The following is a 19,456-nucleotide window of genomic DNA, read 5'->3' as shown; positions in this document are numbered from 1 at the left end:
GCACACGCGCCCTCGCCCTTGATGCGCACTGCGCGCCGCTGTCGCAGCGCGCGCCTCGCAGCATCAGCTCGCGAGTTTCAGTCCGATGATGCCGGCGATGATCAAGCCGAGACTGATCAGCCGCCCCGGACTCGCTGCATCGCCCATCAGCACCATGCCGAGAATGACCGTACCGACCGCGCCGATCCCGACCCAGATCGCATAGGCCGTCCCGACCGGCAGATCGCGCATCGCGACGCCCAGCAACCCGACACTGATCACCATCGCGGCGACGGTGCCGACCGTGGCCCAGAGCTTCGTGAAGCCTTCGGTGTATTTCAGACCGATCGCCCAGCCGATTTCGAACAGGCCGGCGAGCACGAGAATGATCCAGGACATGGGAATGCCTCCATCTTTGCGATGGGGCCGTCCCCGGATGTGGAATGGAGTGGCGGGGTCGTCCCCGCTTCCTGGTGTGGGGGGATTATCGCTGGTGGGTGGGGGATTCGGATTACCGGGGTGTAACCCGCGATGTGCGGGCTTTGGTCGCGCATGCGGAACACAATGCGCAATGCTGTCTCGCGCTATCTACCCTTTATTCCGTGCTTCCCGTCCGTCAACGCAAGTGCAGGGCTTTCGCACGCTGCGCGCGCGAGTTCCTTTTTGACGGGCCAAAAAGAGAACCAAAAAACCCCTTCGCCGGACGCGATCCGCCGCGATACAGCCGCGGCGGTCCCCTGCGCTTCTCGGTCGACGGGGCACGCAGCCCAAACTCGCTACGCTCAGACATGGGCTGCTCTTCGACCCCGCCGCCCTGCGATGCTCGGCTCGCTTTACGGCTCGATTCGAGATCAAGAGCCACCGCAACAGCAACAGCAACAGCGACATCAACAGCAACAGCAACAGCAACAGCAACGGCAGCGGCAGCGGCAGCGGCAAGAGCGGGCAGAAAAGGAGCCGCAGCCGCAACAACCAAAGCGAGCAGCAACGTCCATGACGAGATCGGCTTTTCTTGGATGCGCTTCTGCGCGACAGCGCGCTTCTACGGAAACTCAACCGTGCGTGGCCGCAACACGCGACCACTGAAATGCGAGGTGTTCGCTCGCCTGCTGACCACCCTGCGTGATGGCGTGCCACTTGACCTCGACTTCTTCGCTTCGCTTCGCTTCGGCTCGGCTCGACGCTACAGGCTCGCTCTGCTTCTGCTTCTGCTTCTGCTTCTGCTCTGCTTTCGCTTCGGCTGCGGCTTCGGCTTCCCGCGTTTGACTTCAATCGAGCCGTAGAGCGAGCCGAGCACCCGAGCCTGGCGTGGCCGAAGAGCAGCACATGTCTGAGCGCAGCGAGTTTGGGCTGCGTGCCGCGTCAGGCGAGGAGCACAGGGGACCGATGCGGCTGTATCGCATCGGCTCGCGTCCGGCGAAGGGACCTTTTGGTTCCTTTTGGGTCCATCCAAAAGGGACTCGCACGCGCAGCGGGCGAAAGCCGTGCACTTCAGCGCATCTCGCGCCCCAGCGGAACGCGGAGATATTCCCCGCCGCGCCTCAGCGCCGGTCGACCGGAATAATTATCTGGATGAAAGACCGGAGCGCATCCGCCCCCGCGCGCCCAACGTCCTGACAATCCCGAACAAGCTGATCGCGATCCACGCCAACTGCATGATCAGCACCGGCATGCTGAAAGTGCCGTACAGCGACACCGCCATGCCGATCGCACCGAACAGGTTCAGCAGCAGATACGGCAGGCCCGCACCCGAGAACCGGGTGACCTGCAGCAGGAAGTACGCGAGCACCACGAGAAACGCACCGACGATGCCGCACCACTGATGCCATTGCAGATCCATCGCGTACTCCAAGGGACGAGGTTCGGCGCATCTTCCGCCGATGCCCTGCCCGCGGCAAGCCGCGGGCTCAGCCCAGGCGCTGGCGCACCGCTTCGAACAGCGTGACGCCGGCAGCGACCGAGACGTTGAGGCTCTCGACACCGCCCAGTGCATCACCGCCCGGCATCGGAATCGTCACCAGACCGTCGCAGTGCTCGCGGGTCAGGCGGCGCAGGCCATCGGCTTCGCCGCCCAGCACCAGCGCGACGTTGCCGCGCAGGTCAGTCGCATACAGCGTCGCGGTGGCTTCGCCGGCGAGGCCGTAGATCCACACTCCGAGCTTCTGCAGATCGCGCAGCGTGCGCGACAGGTTGGTCACGCGCACCACCGGGATGCTGTCCGCCGCACCGGCCGAGGTCTTGCGCACGGTCGCGTTGACCTGCACGGCCTTGTCCTTGGGGATCACCACGGCGGTGACACCTGCGGCGGCCGCACTGCGCAGGCAGGCGCCGAGATTGTGCGGATCCTGCACACCGTCGAGCACCAGCAGGAGTGCCTTGCCCTCCGCGGCCTCGACCAGGCCTTCGAGTTCGTTTTCGTCCCAGGTCTTCGCCGCGGCGTAGCGCGCGACCGCGCCCTGATGCCGCAGACCACCGGCGACGCCGTCGAGCGCCTGCTGGTTGACCCGGCGCACGTCGATGTCACGGCGGCGTGCAGCCGATTCGATCTCGACGACGCGCGGATTCTTCGCGCCCGCTTCCAGCAGCACCTCGCGCACGTTCTCGGCGTCGTGTTCGACGGCCGCGGCCACGGCATTGATGCCGACGATCCACTGGTTCTGCTTGTTGGTCATGGTGCTGGGAATTCGAAGAAAGGAATGCGGGTGTCTGGAAACATCGACGGGGTCGGCACCTGCGCGCCGGCCCCGCGAACGACGGCCATTCTAGCGAAACGGCCTGATCAGTAAGGCTTCTTCTCGCGCTTGGCCGGCTTGCCGCGCGGCGGCAGCGGCTTCGGGCCGCCCTGCACCGTCGAGTCCGGATCGACCAAACGGAAGTCGATCTTGCGGTCTTCCAGGCTGGCCTTGAGCACGATGATCCGCACCCGGTCGCCGAGGCGGTACTGGCGGCCGGCACGCTGGCCGTTGAGCATCCGGCGGATCGGATCGAAGCTGTAGAAGTCGTTCGGCAGCTGGGTCACGTGGACCAGACCGTTGACCTTCGACTGGTCGAGTTCTACGAACAGACCGAAGCTGGTCACACCACTGATCACGCCGTCGAACTGGCCGCCGACGTGCTGCTCCATCCACGCGGCGCGGTAGCGCTCGTCGACTTCGCGCTCGGCTTCATCGGCGCGTCGCGAACGCTCCGAACACTGCAGCGACAGGCTTTCCATCAGGCGCGGCGTGTACATGAACTTCGCCAGCGGCTGACCCGACAGCACGTGCTTGATCGCGCGGTGCACCAGCAGATCGGGGTAGCGGCGGATCGGCGAGGTGAAATGCGCGTACGACGCCAGCGCCAGACCGAAGTGGCCGATGTTCTCGGGCGTGTAGACCGCCTGGCTCTGGCTGCGCAACAGCACCGATTCGAGCAGCGTCGCGTCGGGCCGTTCGCGGATCTTCTTCAGCAGGACGGTGAAGTCCTTGGGCTGCACTTTCGCCCACGGCGGCAGACGCAGCGAGAATTCCTTGAGGAATTCCAGCAGGTCGGCGTACTTCGCTTCCGGCGGCTTGTCGTGCACGCGGTACGGCGCGGGGATGGCGGCCTCGAGCAGGAACCGTGCAGCCTCCACGTTCGCCGCGATCATGCATTCCTCGATCAGCTTGTGCGCGTCGTTGCGCTGGAGCATGCCGGCCTGGGTGACCTCACCGGTGTTGTCCAGGACGAACCGCACTTCGGACGATTCGAATTCGATCGCGCCACGCTTGGCGCGCGCCTTGGCCAGCACGGCGTACAGCTGGTGCAGACGTTCGACCTGCGGCAGCACCGGCTTGATCGCGTCGCGCGTGTCCTGGTCTAGTTCGCCGACCGCCTTCCACACCTGGGTGTAGGTCAGGCGCGCGTGCGAATGCATCACCGCTTCGTAGAACTTCGATTCCGACACCGTGCCGTCGCGCATCACCTGCATGTCGCAGACGAAGCACATGCGGTCGACCTTCGGCTTCAGCGAGCAGATTCCGTTCGACAGCGTCTCGGGCAGCATCGGCACGACGAAACCCGGGAAGTACACGCTGGTCGCGCGCAGCTGGGCTTCATCGTCGAGCGGCGTACCGGGACGCACGTAGTTCGACACGTCGGCGATCGCGACCACCAGGCGGAAGCCGTCGCGGTTGGGCTCGCAGTAGACGGCGTCGTCGAAATCCTTGGCGTCCTCGCCGTCGATCGTCACAAGGGGGAGCGTGCGCAGATCGACACGGCCGCCGACCATGCGCTCCTCCACATCCACCGGCACCGCGGCGGCTTCGTCGAGCACGTCCTGCGAGAACTCGTGCGGCAGGTTGTGGCCGTGGATCGCGGCCTCGACCACCAGCGACGGCTTGAGCACATCGCCGAGCACGGTCAGCACGCGGCCGATCGGCGGACGGTGCGAATCGCCCGGCGCGGTGATCTCGCAGACGACCAGCTGGCCGTGCTGCGCGTCCTGGCGCGCGTCCACCGGAATCTGGATGTTGCGCTGGATGCGGCGATCGTCCGGCACGACGTAGCTGATGCCGTGCTCGACCGAGAAGCGGCCCATCAGACGCGTCGTGCGGCGTTCGAGCACTTCGACGACGACGCCGGCGCGGCGGCCGCGCGCATCGACATTGGTCAGGCTGGCCAGCACGCGATCGCCGTGCATGACCTTGCGCATCTCGGTCGGTGGCAGGAAGAGGTCTTCGCCCGCGCCGGAATCCGGTCGCAGGAAGCCGAAGCCTTCCGGATTGGCGATCACCGTGCCCGGGATCAGGTCCATGCGCTTGGCCGGCACCAGGCCGCCGCGGCGGTTCTGCAGCAACTGGCCTTCGCGCAGCATCGCAGCGACGCGCTTGCCGAGCGCATCGGCGCGATCGGGTTCGGTGAGCGCGAGCTTGATCGCGAGCTCGTCGAACGTCATCGGGCCGTCGGCGTCGACGAGCGTCTGCAGGATCGCCTCACGGCTCGCGATCGGATTCGCGTAGCGCGCCGCCTCACGGTTGGCGTGCGGATCTTCGAAGCGCCCACCGCGCGCTGAGGGCGGACGATCCTGCGACGCGGACTTCGTTGGCCCGCCTGTCCGCAGCGCGCGCTGCAGGCCCGGATCGGGCATCCACGGCGGCAATGCGTCCTTGCGGTCGCTGTGCGATTTCGGGCGGGCCGGGCCGGAGGTGCCGCGCTTGCCGGCCCCCTGTGACGCGGGCCCGGGCGTTCCGCGGCTGCTGCCGCGCTTGCTGGGAGGTTTAGCCATTGCCGCGATGGTACAGGCTCGCCCGCGAGGCTGGCGTCGAAGCGCAGCAGACGGCCTTTCAAAATCCCGTTGACAAGCGCCGGAGGCATCGACAACATACGCGCCCTGACCTGCCCGGGTGGCGGAATTGGTAGACGCACTAGCTTCAGGTGCTAGCGGGGGCAACTCCGTGGAGGTTCGAGTCCTCTCCCGGGCACCAAGGTCATCACAGCCTTACCAGCCGTGAACATCAAACCCGCAATCGCGGGTTTTTTTGTGCCCGCTGTTTGCTGCCGGGCACCCCGGTCGCTGCACAGGCGCTTTCGGAGATCACATCCGACTACCCTGCGTGGGGGCCATCCAGCCGCAGTGGCCGGACCCGACCTCCGGAGCCTCGCGTGGACTACCTGACGCTCAAGCTGCTGCACTTCATGGCCGCGGCGACGTGGCTCACCGGCATGGTCGGCAGTGGCATCGCGATCGCTCTCCACGACTTGCTGGCGTCGCCCAACGGGCGCTCGCTGCTCGCGAACCTGCGCAGCTGGAACCGCTGGGTCACGTCGCCGGCAATGCTGGCGACACTGGGCGCCGGTCTAACCATCGCGCTGCAGGCCGGATGGCTGGTGATGCCCTGGCTGCGGATCAAACTCGCGCTCGTCTGTGCGCTGGTGATCCTGCACGGCTGGCTGAGTCGCACGCTGCGACAGATGGCACGCGTCGAACCGCCAGCGACGCCGCCTGCCCTGTTGCGGTTCTCCGCGTCACTGGTCTTCGTGATCGGCCTCGCCATCGTGTTGCTGGCGCTGACCAAACCGTTCTGACGCACACAGAGAAGCGGTGGCGGCATCGGCACGCATCGCATTGACAGCCGGCGGGCCGCACCCCAGAATTGTCGATCTGACCTGCCCGGGTGGCGGAATTGGTAGACGCACTAGCTTCAGGTGCTAGCGGGGGCAACTCCGTGGAGGTTCGAGTCCTCTTCCGGGCACCAAGGTCATCACAGCCTTACCAGCCGTGAACATCAAACCCGCAATCGCGGGTTTTTTTGTGCCTGTCGTTCCTGCGTCGAACTGACGGACTGTCGCTCCGCCGCGCCGGCATCGCCCGGTTTCTGCGCAACGGCGCGTCCGAACCGGGCACGCCACAGACGCAGCGAGCGCCGCGTCAGTCGCGCTTGCGGTTGCCGGGATTGTCCGGCGCGCCGTCGCCGCTGCGTCGTGTCGGGTTGCTTTCGAGCGCACCCGGCATCGATTCCGGATCGTTGCGCTGGTCCTGGTCGCGCTTCTCGGACGATTCGCCCGGCGTTTTCGGGCCATCGGGCGTCCGCGCGTTTTCCAGCGGGCCGTGCGTGGTGTCAGGCGTATCGTTCGGGGTCATCGTCGTCGCTCCGCGGGTGGTGGCGGCAGTGTGTGCAGACGATGCGCAGTCGCACGTGATGCTGCGTGTGCGGCCATCCGATGCTGCAGCGACCGGAAGCTGTCACGCCGCGCGCGCAGCCTCCCTGCGCTGCTCGCGCACTTCGAACCACATGCCGTTGAGGATCGCGAACGTCGCCGCGAGACCGATGCCGAGTATCCAGGCGAAGTACCACATGGTGTCGCTCCTTGGTTGTGTACTCAGTACGCGTTCGGAGTGTCGGCGATGCTGGCGTCAGTGACCTTGCCGCGCAGCACGCGGTAGACCCACGTGGTGTAGAGCAGCACCAGCGGCAGGAAAATGAGGGTGGCCAGCAACATGATCCACAGCGTCAGCCGGCTGCTCGATGCGTCCCATAACGTGAGACCGGAACCGGCGACCGTCGACGAGGGCAACAGGAACGGGAAGATCGCGAATCCCACGGTCAGGATCACGCTGGCGATCGACACGCCCGAGGCCACAAAGGCGAGACCACCGCGACGCCGCCGCAGCAACACCGACGATGCAAGCGCGCCCAGCACGCCGAGCAGCGGCGCGATCATCGTCAGTGGCATGTGGCGGTAGTTGTCCATCCACACACCGGGCGCCGTGCTGACGGTCTTGTGCAGCGGATTCGACGCGAGCGCGGTGTCGACCACGGACTCCACGCGGAAGCCCGCGATGCCCGTCGCGATCCACACGCCGGCAGCGACGAACAGCACCGCGGCGATCACGCCTGCAAGGCTGCCGTAACGCGCCGCGCGCGTGGCGATGGGACCGTCGGTCTTGATCACCAGCATGGCGGCGCCGTGGGCCACCAGCAGGCTCACGCTGACCAGCCCGGCCAGCAGTGCAAACGGCGTCAGCAGGTCGAAGAAGCCGCCGGTGTAGACCGCGCGCAGCTCCGGCGTGAAATGGAACGGCACGCCCAGCAGCACGTTGCCGACCGCGACGCCGAAGATCAGCGCCGGCACCGCGCCGCCGACGAACAGTGTCCAGTCCCAGGTCTCACGCCAGCGCGGGTCTTCCACCTTGCCGCGGAACTTGAAGCCGACCGGCCGCAGGATCAGCGCGAACAGGATCAGGAACATCGCCAGGTAGAAACCCGAGAAGCTCACCGCGTACAGCGGCGGAAACGCCGCGAAGATCGCGCCGCCGCCGAGGATCAACCACACCTGGTTGCCCTCCCAGACGGGGCCGATTGTGTTGACGACGATGCGACGTTCGGCATCGGTCCTGGCGACGAACGGCAGCAGCGCGCCGACGCCCAGATCGAAGCCGTCCATCACCGCGAAGCCGATCAGCAAGACGCCCAGTAGCAGCCACCAGATCAGCCGCAGCGTGGCGTAGTCGAGGGGAATGAAGTCCATGGGAGATCCTCGGGAAACGTAGGTGCGTCAGGCGCGCGCGGCAGGTGCGGGATCGAGCGCATCGCGCGCGCGACCATCGAGGTCCGGGGCGACGTCGTCGATCGCGGCCGGCGCGTCGTCGCCGGCCAGCGGTGCCAGCACGTCAGGCCCCTTGCCGATCGCCTTGAGCATCAGCTTCGCGGCGACGATCGCCAGGCCCGTGTAGATGATCACGAAGCCTGCCAGCGAGATCAGGATGTCCTTGAGCGCGATGCCGGAGGCGGCATAGAACGTAGGCAGCACACCTTCGACGGCCCAGGGCTGACGACCGTATTCGGCGACGAACCAGCCGCATTCGATCGCGATCCACGGCAGCGGCAGGCTCCACAGCGCGATCCACAGGAACCGCCGGCTCTCCTCGATGCGGCTGCGCGTGACCATCCAGAACGCGAACGCGAAGAACCCGATCAGGTAGAACCCGATGCCGGCCATGACGCGGAACGTCCAGAACAGCGGCGCGACCCGCGGCACGGTGTCGAGCGCGGCCTGCGAGATCTCCTGCTCGGTGGCGTTGACGATGTCGTCGCGATAGCGCTTGAGCAGCAGCGCGTGACCCAGGTCGCTCCAGTGCGCGTCGAAGGCCGCGCGCGCCGTCGCGTCGGTACGGTCCTCGCGCAGCCGCTCGAGCGCGGCGTAGGCGAGCTGGCCACCGCGGATGCGGTGCTCGGCGCGTTCGACCAGCTCGAGAATGCCGGGGATTTCGCCATCGAGCGAGCGCGTCGCAATCAGGCCCATCAGCCACGGAATCTTGATCTCGAAGCGGTTGTGCTGCCCCGCCTGGTTGGGCAGACCGATCACCGTAAAACCGGCCGGCGCCGGCTCTGTGTGCCACATGGCCTCGATCGCGGCGAGCTTCATCTTCTGGTGTTCGGTCGCCGCGTAGCCGCTCTCGTCGCCGAGCACGACGACGCTCAGCGCCGAGGCCAGACCGAAGCTCGCGGCGACCGCGATCGAACGGCGCGCAATGTCCCGGTGCTTGCCGCGCAGCAGATAGAGCGCGCTGACCGACATCACGAAGATCGCGCCGGTAACGTAGCCGGCCGACACCGTGTGCACGAACTTCGCCTGCGCGACCGGGTTGAAGATCACCGCCATGAAATCGGTGACCTCCATGCGCATCGTGTCGGGGTTGAACACCGCGCCGACAGGGTTCTGCATCCACCCGTTGGCGACCAGGATCCACAACGCCGAGAAATTCGCGCCCAACGCCACCAGCCAGGTGATCGCCAGATGCTGCAGCTTCGACAGGCGGTTCCATCCGAAGAAGAACAGGCCGATGAAGGTCGCTTCGAGGAAGAACGCCATCAGGCCTTCGATCGCGAGCGGCGCGCCGAAGATGTCGCCGACGTAGTGGCTGTAGTAGGCCCAGTTCATGCCGAACTGGAATTCCATGACGATGCCGGTCGCCACGCCCATCGCGAAGTTGATGCCGAACAGCACGCCCCAGAACAGCGTCATCCGCCGCCAGACATCGCGCCCGGTCATCACGTAGATGCTCTCCATGATCGCCATCAGGAACGACAGCCCGAGGGTCAGCGGCACGAACAGGAAGTGGTACATCGCGGTCAGCGCGAACTGCAGGCGGGACAGCTCGACGACGGTCATGTCGATCATGGAATGCGGCCGGAACGGATCATGCGCGCAGGTTGCGCCGCGGCGGGCGGGTCGGCATTGATCGAGATCAATGCGGATGACCGCGCCTTCTCCGTGAGCTGGGGGATGGCCCAGGCAGCCGCTGCGTCGTCAGGCTGCGGCTCACCGTCTGGGTTTGCAGAGCCCCTTCCCCTCTCCCTCTGGAGACGGCGTGGGCTGATGGCGCTTCTGCCGCAACGGGGTCAGCCCCTATCCCTCACCCGACACGCTTCGTATGGCGACCTCTCCCGGAGGGAGCGGTGCTCATCCCCGGCGAGCTGGGCGACTACAGCCCCGCCGCACGCCGCAGCGCCACCACGTCCACCAGATCGATCCGCCTGGGATCCTCGAACGCGATCGCCCCGCTCTGCCGAAGCTTGGTGAAGCTGCGGCTCACCGTCTCGATCGTCAGCCCCAGGTGGTCGGCAATATCGCCGCGGGTCATCGGCAGGTCGACATGGTCCGCCGCCCCGCCCCGCTGCTGCTGGCGTTCGCCGAGTTCGACCAGGAACCCGGCCAGCCGCTCACCCGGGCCCAATCGCGCCAGTAGCATCAGGCTGCCGCGTGTGGCGTCGAGCTCGCTGCAGGCCTGGGCGAGCATCCCGGATTCGAGGTCGGGATAGCGCTGGCACAGGCTGCGCATCGACTGCATCGGAAACACGCACAGCACGCAGTCGGTCACCGCTTCGAGGGTGTGCCGGTAGTGCGGCGCGCCGCTGAAGCCGATGAAATCGCCCGCCATCAGAAAGCCGGCGACGAGACGGCGGCCGTCCGGCAGCAGGCGCACGCGGCGCAGCATGCCTCGGGTGATGGTGTGGACCTCGCGGCGCGGATCGCCTTCGCTGGCGAGCGTGGCGCCGGCCGGCAGCCGCAACTCGCCGGCCACGGCTTCCAGCGCGTGGGTTTCCGCGGCGGGAATGGATGCGCAGATCGCGAGCGGCCGCGCCAGGCAACCGTCGCAGCCGCCGTGCGGTACGCGCTTGAGGCTGCCGGCCGCGGCGTGACGCGCGGCGCCGGCGGGCTCGGCGGAACTGCGCGATCTCGGCTTGGTGTCCATACGTCGATCATGATACGCGCGACGCCCCTGGCGACCGGCGATCCCCTGTCGGGGCTTCACGAGGCGCTTCGCCCCGTCCGCGTGCGTCGACAACGCATCGCAACACAGCACCTGCGACCACCACCCGCTAAAATCCCGGTTCCGCCGTAGATGCTGTCCCGATGACCGAGTCCGTCCGCACCCCCTTCCATGGCTTCGAGCAGTTGCCGCTGCGCGAATTCGCCGAGCGCGCCTACCTCGACTATTCGATGTACGTGGTGCTCGACCGTGCGCTGCCGTTCATCGGCGACGGCCTCAAGCCAGTGCAACGCCGCATCATCTACGCGATGAGCGAGCTGGGCCTGGGCGCGGCGGCGAAGCCGAAGAAGTCCGCGCGCACCGTGGGCGACGTGATCGGCAAATACCATCCGCACGGCGACAGCGCGTGCTACGAGGCGCTGGTGCTGATGGCGCAGCCGTTCTCGTACCGCTATCCGTTGATCGACGGCCAGGGCAACTTCGGCTCCAGCGACGACCCGAAGTCCTTCGCGGCGATGCGTTACACCGAATCAAAGATGACGCCGATCGCGGAGATGCTGCTGGCCGAACTCGGCCACGGCACCGTCGACTGGACCGACAACTTCGACGGCACGATGCAGGAGCCGACGTGGCTGCCGGCACGCCTGCCGCATCTGCTGCTCAACGGCACCACCGGCATCGCGGTCGGCATGGCCACCGACGTGCCGCCGCACAACGTCAATGAGATCGTCAGCGCCTGTCTGCGTCTGCTCGACGATCCCGATGCGAGCGTGCGCGACCTGTGCGAGCACGTGCGCGGCCCGGACTATCCGACCAGCGCCGAGATCATTACGCCGTCCGCCGATCTGCTGCACATGTACGAGACCGGCCACGGCAGCGTGCGCGCACGCGCGACGTTCGAGAAAGAACACACCAATATCGTCATCACCGCGCTGCCGCACCAGGTCAGCCCGAGCAAGGTGATCGAGCAGATTGCCGCGCAGATGCGCGCCAAGAAGCTGCCGTGGCTGGAAGACATCCGCGACGAGTCCGATCACGCCAACCCGGTGCGCGTGGTGCTGATTCCGCGCTCCAACCGCGTCGACGCCGAACAGCTGATGGGCCATCTGTTCGCGACCACCGATCTCGAGAAGAGCTATCGCGTCAATCTCAACGTGATCGGGCTCGACGGGCGTCCGCAGGTCAAGAACCTGAAGATGCTGCTGTCGGAGTGGCTGCAGTTCCGCACCACCACCGTGACCCGCCGCCTGACCCATCGTCTGGAGAAGGTCGAGCGTCGCCTGCACCTGCTCGATGGCCTGCTGGTCGCGTTCCTCAATCTCGACGAGGTGATCCACATCATCCGCACCGAGGACGAGCCGCGCGCCGTGCTGCAGGCGCGGTTCGAACTCAGCGACGACCAGGTCGACTACATCCTCGAAACGCGTCTGCGCCAGCTCGCGCGCCTCGAAGAGATGAAGATCCGCGGCGAACAGGCCGAACTGGAAAGCGAGCGCGATCGTCTGATGACCACGCTCGAGAGCAAGACCAAACTGAAGAAGCTGATCAAGGACGAGCTGCAGGCCGATGCGAAGAAGTACGGCGATGCGCGTCGCTCCCCGCTGGTCGCACGCGGCGCCGCGCAGGCGCTCGATGAGAGCGATCTGGTGCCGAGCGAGCCGGTGACGATCGTCGTCAGCGAGAAGGGCTGGGTGCGCGCGGGCAAGGGCCACGACGTGGATCCGGCGGGCATGAACTATCGCGACGGCGACAGTCTGCTTGCGTTCGCGCGCGGCCGCACGACGCAGCAGGTTGCGTTCCTCGATTCGACCGGCCGCAGCTACTCCACCGTCGCGCATTCGCTGCCATCGGCGCGCGGCAACGGCGAACCGCTGACCGGCCGTTTCTCGCCGGCTGCAGGCGCGTCGTTCCAGGCTGTGGTCGCCGGTGAATCGGACGCGCGCTTCGTCGTCGCGTCCTCGCATGGCTACGGCTTCGTGACCCGCTTCGAGAACCTCACCGGCCGGCAGAAGGCGGGCAAGGCGATGCTGTCGCTGTCGCCGGGTTCGACGGTGCTGCAGCCGGCCGCCGTGCGCGCTGTCGATGCCGACCGTCTGGTCGTGGTGACCAGCGCCGGTCATCTGCTGGTATTCCCGGTCGCCGAACTGCCTGAGCTCGACAAGGGCAAAGGCAACAAGATCATCGAGATCCCGAAGGCCAAGCGCGGCACCGAACAGGTCGTCGCGCTCGCCGTCGTCGCGCCGGGCAGCGCGCTGCTGGTGCGCTCGGGTGCACGCACGATGACGCTGTCGTTCAAGGAACTCGACGCCTATATCGGCGCGCGCGCATCGCGTGGTGGCCTGCTGCCGCGCGGCTGGCAGAAGGTCGAAGGGCTCGACGTCGAATGACGCCGGCACGGGTGCGCCGCGGCGATCCTTCGCCGCGCGCGCCTGATCGTCGCGATCGCCAAACTGGCTGAATCCTGGAGCCGCCATGCACCCCGAGTTCTGGCACGAACGCTGGTCCCACAACCGCATCGGCTTCCACCGCGACGCCCCGCTGCCGCTGCTGTTGAAGCACTGGCCGACGCTCGATCTCGCACCGGAGGCCCGCGTGTTCGTGCCGCTGTGCGGTAAATCGCTCGACATGGTGTGGCTGGCCGAACGTGGCCATCGCGTGCTCGGCGTCGAACTGTCGGAGCTGGCGGTGCGCCAGTTCTTCGAAGAACGCGGACTCGAACCCTTAATCCACGAAACGGATGCCGGCGCGCATTTCGTCGCCGTTGCGTACGAACTGATCGTCGGCGATGCGTTCGCGCTGGACGCCGACGTGCTCGCGGACTGCGCCGCTGTCTACGACCGTGCGGCGCTGATCGCACTGCCGCCCGAGCTGCGCCGCACGTACGCGGCCACGGCATGGCGACGACTGCCAGCGGAGTGCCGCGGGTTGCTGGTCACGCTGGAGTATCCGCAGGCGGAAAAAGCCGGGCCGCCGTTTTCGGTCGCGACGGACGAGGTGCACGCGTTGTTCGATGATGACTGGCAGGTCGATGCGGTCGAGCGGCGCGACATTCTGGCGGATGAGGCGGGTTTCGTGGCGGATGGGGTGACTGCGTTGTCGACAGCGTTGTATCGGATGGTGCGTCGGGGGTGATGCGGGTTCGGGGCGGCGCGCGGTTCGAAGTTTTCGGCGGCGTTTGCCCTCACCCCAACCCCTCTCCCAGAGGGAGAGGGGCTCGAATCCCGCGAGCGTCCGCTTTGAAGCCCCTCTCCCCCTGGGTGAGGGGTTGGGGTGAAGGTAAACGCCTCATTCGATTCGATCGAGCAGCGGCCTCTCACCCGCTGAAAACAGAAACGCCCACGACAAGCGCAGGCGTTTCCAGACTCCCGACAACGCGGCGAACCCGCCGCGCCGACTTTACCCCACGCCGGCGTGCGTGCCTTCCGCTTCGCCCATGCGGCTCTGCTGGTAGCGCTCCAGGCCGATCATCCCGATCAGGCGCAGCTGCTTCTCCAGCCAGTAGGTATGGTCTTCCTCGGTGTCGGCGAGCTGGGTCACCAGCACTTCGCGGGTGACGAAGTCGCTGTGCTGTTCGCACAGCACGATGCCCTTGGCGAGGTTGTCGCGCACAAGGTATTCGAGGTCGAGATCCTTGCGCAGCATTTCCTCGACGGTGACGCCGGGTTCGAACGCGTCGGGACGCATGTCGGGCGTGCCTTCCAGGAACAGGATGCGCTTGAGCAGCGCGTCGGCGTGCTGGGTCTCCTCTTCCATCTCGTGATTGATGCGCGTGTAGAGCTGGTGCAGGCCCAGATCCTCGTAACGACGCGAATGCAGGAAGTACTGGTCACGCGCTGCAAGCTCGCCGCGGAGCAGGAACTTCAGGTAATCGACGACTTCGGGATGTCCTTTCATGGCAGCACTCGCAACACGTGGAATGCGCGCAGTATGCCGGGCCGCCGCGCGGCATGATCGGATGGGAATGGATGCATTTCGCATTCTCAGCCGCGTCGCGCCGGCGTTGCGGAGACCGCACAGGCCGTTGCAAGCGGCATGACGCGCATCGGCGTAGACTCCCGCGCCTTCCGCCTGTCGCCCCCCTAATGAAGATCGGCATCGACTTCGGTACCAGCTATTCCGCCGCCGCTGCGCGCATCGGCGACAGGCTGGTGCACATCCAGTTCGACGGACAGCCGCAGTTCCGCACCGCGGTGTTCTTCCCGACCACCCTGCCCGATCTCGATGCGTTCGAGCTCGACGGGGCGATGGAGGCCGAAGTGGAATCGTTGATGCGCGGCCTGCGCAGCGACCAGACCCGCGCCGGCGGTACGCCGCGTCCGGCCGCGCTGCTGCGCCGCGATGCGATCCGCATCGTGCGTCGCCAGTGGCTGGAAGCGCGCATGCGCGATGCCGAATCTTCGGCCGCCGACCTGCAGCACGCGGTGTTCGGCGAGGCGGCGATCGAGAGTTACCTGCTCGAAGGCAGCGGCAATCTGGTGCAGTCGCCGAAATCCATGCTCGGCTTCAATCTGCATCCGCGCGCGAAGGAAACGATCACCGGCATCGCCGCGCACATCCTTGAACACATCCGCCTGACCGCGAGCCAGCAGCTCGGCAGTACGGTGCGCGCGGCGACGATCGGGCGACCGGTGCGCTTCCGCAGCTCGCTCGGCGAGGCCGGTGGCGAGCAGGCGCTGGCGCTGCTGCGCGACGCCGCCAGCCAGGCCGGCTTCGATTCGATCGAGTTCCTTGAAGAACCCGCGGCGGCGGCGTTGCACTACCACGCCGAAAGTCCGCAGCGGCACACCACACTGGTCGTCGACATCGGCGGCGGCACGACCGACATCGCGCTGGCGGAAGTCGGCGGCGATGGCGCGCCGCGCGTGCACCGCGCATGGGGCGTCGCCAACGGCGGCACTGACGTCGACCTCGCGCTGAGCATGGCCCAGGTCATGCCGGTGTTCGGCAAGGGCGCGAGCCGCATTCCCGTGCACCATTTCGTCGAAGCGGCGACGGTGCAGGACATGCCGCGGCAACGCGATTTCCACAAGCGTGACTTCGGCCATGTGGATGCGCCGTTCGGCGCGCGTCTGCAGGCCCTGCAACGCGACGGCGGCACCACGCGCCTGTACCGCGGCGTCGAGGGCATGAAGGTGCGGCTGAGCAGTCACGACGACGCCAGTCACGCGCTGGGCTACATCGAGCCGGGCCTGCGCGTGGACGCAACGCGTGCAGCATTGGAAACCGCAAGCGCACGCTTCCTCGACACCATCGGCGCCCTGCTCGACGACGTGCGCGGCGATCTCGACGCGCCGCCCGACAGCCTGTTCCTGACCGGCGGCATGTCCGGCGCGCCCTACGTGCAGGCGGCCGCGCAGGCGCGCTTCCCGGACGCGCGCATCGTCCGCGGCGATCCGTCACTGGGCGTGGTGTCCGGCCTGGCCGAGCACGCACGCAACTGAGCCACCGGTCCGGCTGCGCGCCGGCCCGCAACATGCCCATGGAATAATCGGGCCGCGCCGTATCAGTCGCGGCCGGGGAATTACGCATGCGCAAATGGATCCTGCGGGCGCTGCTCGCGCTCATCGTGCTGGTGGTCGCGGCCGGCATCTTCGTCTGGCTGTCGCTGCGCGCAAGCCTGCCGACACTCGACGGCGACCAGTCGCTGACCGGACTCGGGGCGCCCGCGACCATGGAACGCGACGCCGCCGGCGTGGTTACGATCACCGCCGCCAGTGAGACCGATGCGATGCGTGCGCTCGGCTTCGTGCACGCCCAGGAACGGTATTTCGAGATGGATCTGATGCGGCGCGTGCCGTCGGGCGAACTCTCGGCGCTGTTCGGCGAACGCGCGCTCGAGACCGACCGTCGCAATCGCGTCCACCGCATGCGCGCGCGGGTCGAATCGGATCTTGCCGCGGTGGCGGGCGAACGGATGCCGCAGCTGCAGGCCTATACCGATGGTGCCAATGCCGGCCTCACTTCGCTGGGTGCGCGACCCTGGGCGTATCTGCTGCTGCGACAGACGCCGCAGCCGTGGACACCGGCCGACTCCGCGCTGACGGGCTTTGCGATGTACTTCGATCTGCAGGACGCGACGAATGCGCGAGAGCTCGCGATGCATCGCCTGCGGCCCGCACTGCCGCCGGCGCTGTTCGATCTGTTCGCGCATGACGGCAGCCGCTGGGATGCGCCGCTGTTCGGAGAGGCGCGTGGCGATGCGGTGCTGCCGGGCGCGGAGGCTGTGGATCTGCGGATGCTGGATGTGGTGGAGATTGAGGGCGCGCGGAGTGAAGAATCGCCGTTCGCAGCTGTGGGGTCGGCACAAGCCGAGGCCTCACCCGCGGCATCTCGGCTGGCCCTCACTCCACCGTTTGTGCCGCCTGCGGCGGCGGATCTTTCGCCAGGCAGCAACAACTTCGCCGTTTCCGGCGCGTTGACGGCCGACGGCCGTGCACTGATCGCCGACGATATGCACCTGGGCCTGCGTGCGCCCAACATCTGGTTCCGCGCGCGCCTGCGCTATCCCGATCCGCGCGCACCAAGCGGCCAGGTCGACGTCACCGGCTTCACCCTGCCCGGCCTGCCGGCGATCATCGTCGGCAGCAACACGCACGTCGCCTGGGGCTTCACCAACAGCTACGGCGATTACCTCGACTGGCAGCGCGTGGTGCCCTGCAACGACGGCGCGCCTGCGGGTTGCACGCCACTGACGCGACATGAAGAGCGCATCGAGGTCGCCGGCGGCGCGCCGGTGACGCTGGTCGTGGAAGACAGCGACTGGGGCCCGCTGGTCCATCGCGAAGACGACGGCAGCGCCCTCGCCTTGCGCTGGACCGCGCATCAGCCCGGCGCATTGAATTTCGGCCTGGCCGACTTCGCCCACGCGCGCGATCTCGACGACGCGCTGGCGATCGCCGACCGCACCGCGACGCCGACGCAGAACCTCGTGATCGGCGATCGGGGCGGCCGCATCGCCTGGCGCCTGCTCGGACCGATTCCGACGCGCGATGCCGGCTGCGACGGCCGCATCGTCTCCATGCCGCTGACGGCCGGCGCCGCGACCGACACGAACCGCTGCGCGCCGTGGTCCATCACGACCGGTGCCTCGCCGCTGCTGCGCTCGCCCGATACCGATCGACTGTGGACCGCGAACAGTCGCGTCGTCGATGGCGAAGATTTCGCCCGCATCGGCGATGGCGGCGCCGCCCTCGGCATGCGCGCCTGGCAGATCCGCGAAGGCCTGGAAGCACGCGAAGAGTTCGCCGAACGTGACCTGCTGGCGATCCAGCTCGACGATCGCGCCGTGCTGCTGTCGCGCTGGCACGCTTTGCTGGGCTCGATCGCGAACGAAGCGGGCGACGACAGCGCGTTGCGCGCCTTGAACGATGCCTCGCGCGACTGGAGCGCTCATGCCAGCGTCGACTCCGTCGGATACCGCCTGGTCCGCGCCTGGCGCCTTGCCGTGCACGAACGTCTCGCGCGCGGCCTCGCCGCGCCCGCGCGCGCCGCGCTGGGCGACACATTCGAAACGCCCGACCCAGCGAACTTTGAAGGCGTCGCGTGGCCACTGGTGGAACAGCGTCCCGCGCATCTGCTGCCCCGCCGCTTCGCCTGCACGCCTGATACCCAGCGCGGTGTTTGCGCACCGGTCGACGACGGCTGGCAGGCACTGTTCGAAGACGCAGCCCGCGACGTGCGCGAAAGCGTGGCCTGCGACGGCTCACTCGCCGAACGCACCTGGGGCGAACGCAACACCACCGCGATCTGCCACCCGCTCGCGTCGGCGATTCCTCTGCTCGGCAAGCGTGCCCTTTGCATGCCGGCCGAACCACTGCCCGGCGACGGCACCGTGCCGCGCGTGCAAGGTCCGTCCTTCGGCGCGTCCCAACGCATGGTCGTCGCGCCCGGCCACGAGGCCGACGGGATCACCCACATGCCTGGCGGCCAGAGCGGACATCCACTCTCGCCGTACTGGGGCGCCGGCCACGATGACTGGGCACAGGGTCGTGCTTCCCCATTCCTGCCGCAGACAACTGCGCATACGTTGCGGCTCGTTCCCGCGGCGTCTTCGTCGCGCTGACACGCCTCGCAGCCGCATCCGATCTTTCAATCCGGACCAGACTCTTCATGCCCGACCGCCGCGCGCAACTCGACACACTGCGGATCGACCTTGGTGCGCTAGTCGCGATGCTGCGACTTGACTGGGACTGCCCGTGGACGCGCCACTTCGAGTCGTGCCTGTCCCGCGCCGAACTACTCGCGAAGAACGCCCCGGATCAGGACGCACTCAACGCGCTGTCCGGCGCGGTGATGCATGTCTTCGGCGGCATGGGCAGCTTCAACGACTACGCGCCGTGGCGGAACGGACAGGTCATTCGTGGCATGGAGGGGCTGGATGCGGCCAGTGGCGCTGTGTATGACGCCGCTCTCGAATTGCGGCGTATCGACGTCTGAGATGTCGCGCCTGCTGGCGCCGTGTTTCGACCGATGGGAATCGAGCGGCGGCGCGCTTATCGGCCAGCGGTGTTCGGCTTCTGGCTCTCGGCTTTTCGCTTTTCGCTTTTCGCTTTTGGCTTTTGGCTTTTGGCTTTTGGCTTTTGGCTTTCGCTCTGGCTCTACGCTCTTGATCTGAATCGAGCCGTAAAGCGAGCCGAGCATCGCAGGGCGACGGGGTCGAAGAGCCGCCCATGTCTGAGCGCAGCGAGTTTGGGCTGCGTGCCCCGTCGTCCGAGAAGCGCAGGGGACCGCCGCGGCTGTATC

General features: G+C 67.2%; 17 protein-coding genes and 2 tRNA genes. 9 read left to right on the top strand and 10 right to left on the bottom strand.

What is annotated here, in order from left to right; genetic code table 11:
* Positions 1 to 63 precede the first annotated feature (63 nt).
* Positions 64 to 378 (bottom strand): quaternary ammonium compound efflux SMR transporter SugE, encoded by a 315-nt coding sequence (sugE, locus tag ACZ9YD_RS04200; RefSeq protein WP_465073903.1) that lies wholly within the window; start codon positions 376 to 378, stop codon positions 64 to 66.
* A gap of 203 nt (positions 379 to 581) precedes the next feature.
* Here sugE and ACZ9YD_RS04195 point away from each other — a divergent pair, with 203 nt between their 5' ends.
* Positions 582 to 1,262, top strand: a complete 681-nt coding sequence (locus ACZ9YD_RS04195) for a hypothetical protein (protein WP_465073902.1) — start codon at positions 582 to 584, stop codon at positions 1,260 to 1,262.
* Between the two features lie 281 nt (positions 1,263 to 1,543).
* Here ACZ9YD_RS04195 and ACZ9YD_RS04190 read toward each other — a convergent pair whose 3' ends face one another.
* The 3 genes from ACZ9YD_RS04190 to rnr all read right to left on the bottom strand — a co-directional run bounded on the left by ACZ9YD_RS04190 (position 1,544) and on the right by rnr (position 5,224).
* Positions 1,544 to 1,819 carry a CBU_0592 family membrane protein gene (locus tag ACZ9YD_RS04190; protein WP_465073901.1) on the bottom strand — a complete coding sequence of 92 codons (276 nt, stop codon included), beginning with the start codon at positions 1,817 to 1,819 and terminating at the stop codon, positions 1,544 to 1,546.
* Positions 1,820 to 1,886: 67 nt separating this feature from the next.
* Positions 1,887 to 2,651, bottom strand: a complete 765-nt coding sequence (gene rlmB, locus ACZ9YD_RS04185) for a 23S rRNA (guanosine(2251)-2'-O)-methyltransferase RlmB (protein ID WP_465073900.1) — start codon at positions 2,649 to 2,651, stop codon at positions 1,887 to 1,889.
* 107 nt (positions 2,652 to 2,758) lie between these two features.
* Entirely contained in the window at positions 2,759 to 5,224 is a 2,466-nt protein-coding gene (rnr, locus tag ACZ9YD_RS04180) for a ribonuclease R (protein ID WP_465073899.1), read from the bottom strand.
* A 112-nt stretch (positions 5,225 to 5,336) separates the two neighbouring features.
* On the opposite strand from rnr, the gene ACZ9YD_RS04175 reads away from it, so the two are divergent.
* From ACZ9YD_RS04175 to ACZ9YD_RS04165, 3 genes are all read left to right on the top strand, one after another.
* Positions 5,337 to 5,423: transfer RNA gene (locus ACZ9YD_RS04175), tRNA-Leu, on the top strand.
* A gap of 178 nt (positions 5,424 to 5,601) precedes the next feature.
* Positions 5,602 to 6,024, top strand: coding sequence for a CopD family protein (locus ACZ9YD_RS04170; RefSeq protein ID WP_465073898.1), 423 nt, complete (start codon positions 5,602 to 5,604; stop codon positions 6,022 to 6,024).
* A gap of 83 nt (positions 6,025 to 6,107) precedes the next feature.
* Positions 6,108 to 6,194: transfer RNA gene (locus ACZ9YD_RS04165), tRNA-Leu, on the top strand.
* A 173-nt stretch (positions 6,195 to 6,367) separates the two neighbouring features.
* Here the strand turns inward: ACZ9YD_RS04165 and ACZ9YD_RS04160 are convergent.
* From ACZ9YD_RS04160 to ACZ9YD_RS04140, 5 genes are all read right to left on the bottom strand, one after another.
* The gene (locus ACZ9YD_RS04160; protein WP_465073897.1) at positions 6,368 to 6,580 is read right to left on the bottom strand and encodes a hypothetical protein; all 213 of its coding nucleotides are present in this window, start codon (positions 6,578 to 6,580) and stop codon (positions 6,368 to 6,370) included.
* Positions 6,581 to 6,682: 102 nt separating this feature from the next.
* Positions 6,683 to 6,796: a cytochrome bd-I oxidase subunit CydX gene (cydX, locus tag ACZ9YD_RS04155; RefSeq protein ID WP_465073896.1), complete on the bottom strand. Its 114-nt coding sequence runs from the start codon at positions 6,794 to 6,796 to the stop codon at positions 6,683 to 6,685.
* A gap of 23 nt (positions 6,797 to 6,819) precedes the next feature.
* Positions 6,820 to 7,968 carry a cytochrome d ubiquinol oxidase subunit II gene (gene cydB, locus ACZ9YD_RS04150; protein WP_465073895.1) on the bottom strand — a complete coding sequence of 383 codons (1,149 nt, stop codon included), beginning with the start codon at positions 7,966 to 7,968 and terminating at the stop codon, positions 6,820 to 6,822.
* A gap of 27 nt (positions 7,969 to 7,995) precedes the next feature.
* Positions 7,996 to 9,621: a cytochrome ubiquinol oxidase subunit I gene (locus ACZ9YD_RS04145; protein ID WP_465073894.1), complete on the bottom strand. Its 1,626-nt coding sequence runs from the start codon at positions 9,619 to 9,621 to the stop codon at positions 7,996 to 7,998.
* Between the two features lie 304 nt (positions 9,622 to 9,925).
* Positions 9,926 to 10,696: a Crp/Fnr family transcriptional regulator gene (locus tag ACZ9YD_RS04140; RefSeq protein WP_465073893.1), complete on the bottom strand. Its 771-nt coding sequence runs from the start codon at positions 10,694 to 10,696 to the stop codon at positions 9,926 to 9,928.
* Positions 10,697 to 10,857: 161 nt separating this feature from the next.
* On the opposite strand from ACZ9YD_RS04140, the gene parC reads away from it, so the two are divergent.
* Together parC and ACZ9YD_RS04130 are read left to right on the top strand one after the other, a co-directional pair.
* On the top strand, positions 10,858 to 13,101 hold the full coding sequence (gene parC / locus ACZ9YD_RS04135) for a DNA topoisomerase IV subunit A (RefSeq protein WP_465073892.1): 2,244 nt from the start codon (positions 10,858 to 10,860) through the stop codon (positions 13,099 to 13,101).
* 85 nt (positions 13,102 to 13,186) lie between these two features.
* The gene (locus tag ACZ9YD_RS04130; RefSeq protein WP_465073891.1) at positions 13,187 to 13,846 is read left to right on the top strand and encodes a thiopurine S-methyltransferase; all 660 of its coding nucleotides are present in this window, start codon (positions 13,187 to 13,189) and stop codon (positions 13,844 to 13,846) included.
* A 264-nt stretch (positions 13,847 to 14,110) separates the two neighbouring features.
* Here the strand turns inward: ACZ9YD_RS04130 and bfr are convergent, their stop codons facing one another.
* Positions 14,111 to 14,608, bottom strand: a complete 498-nt coding sequence (gene bfr, locus ACZ9YD_RS04125) for a bacterioferritin (protein WP_465073890.1) — start codon at positions 14,606 to 14,608, stop codon at positions 14,111 to 14,113.
* A 188-nt stretch (positions 14,609 to 14,796) separates the two neighbouring features.
* On the opposite strand from bfr, the gene ACZ9YD_RS04120 reads away from it, so the two are divergent.
* From ACZ9YD_RS04120 to ACZ9YD_RS04110, 3 genes are all read left to right on the top strand, one after another.
* Positions 14,797 to 16,155: an Hsp70 family protein gene (locus ACZ9YD_RS04120; RefSeq protein ID WP_465073889.1), complete on the top strand. Its 1,359-nt coding sequence runs from the start codon at positions 14,797 to 14,799 to the stop codon at positions 16,153 to 16,155.
* Between the two features lie 86 nt (positions 16,156 to 16,241).
* On the top strand, positions 16,242 to 18,776 hold the full coding sequence (locus ACZ9YD_RS04115) for a penicillin acylase family protein (protein WP_465073888.1): 2,535 nt from the start codon (positions 16,242 to 16,244) through the stop codon (positions 18,774 to 18,776).
* Positions 18,777 to 18,823: 47 nt separating this feature from the next.
* Positions 18,824 to 19,150 (top strand): DUF6966 domain-containing protein, encoded by a 327-nt coding sequence (locus tag ACZ9YD_RS04110; RefSeq protein WP_465073887.1) that lies wholly within the window; start codon positions 18,824 to 18,826, stop codon positions 19,148 to 19,150.
* The last annotated feature ends 306 nt before the right edge of the window (positions 19,151 to 19,456 follow it).

The organism is Luteimonas sp. AC640a (genome assembly GCF_979256585.1).
This window is presented reverse-complemented; position numbering and strand designations above follow the sequence as displayed.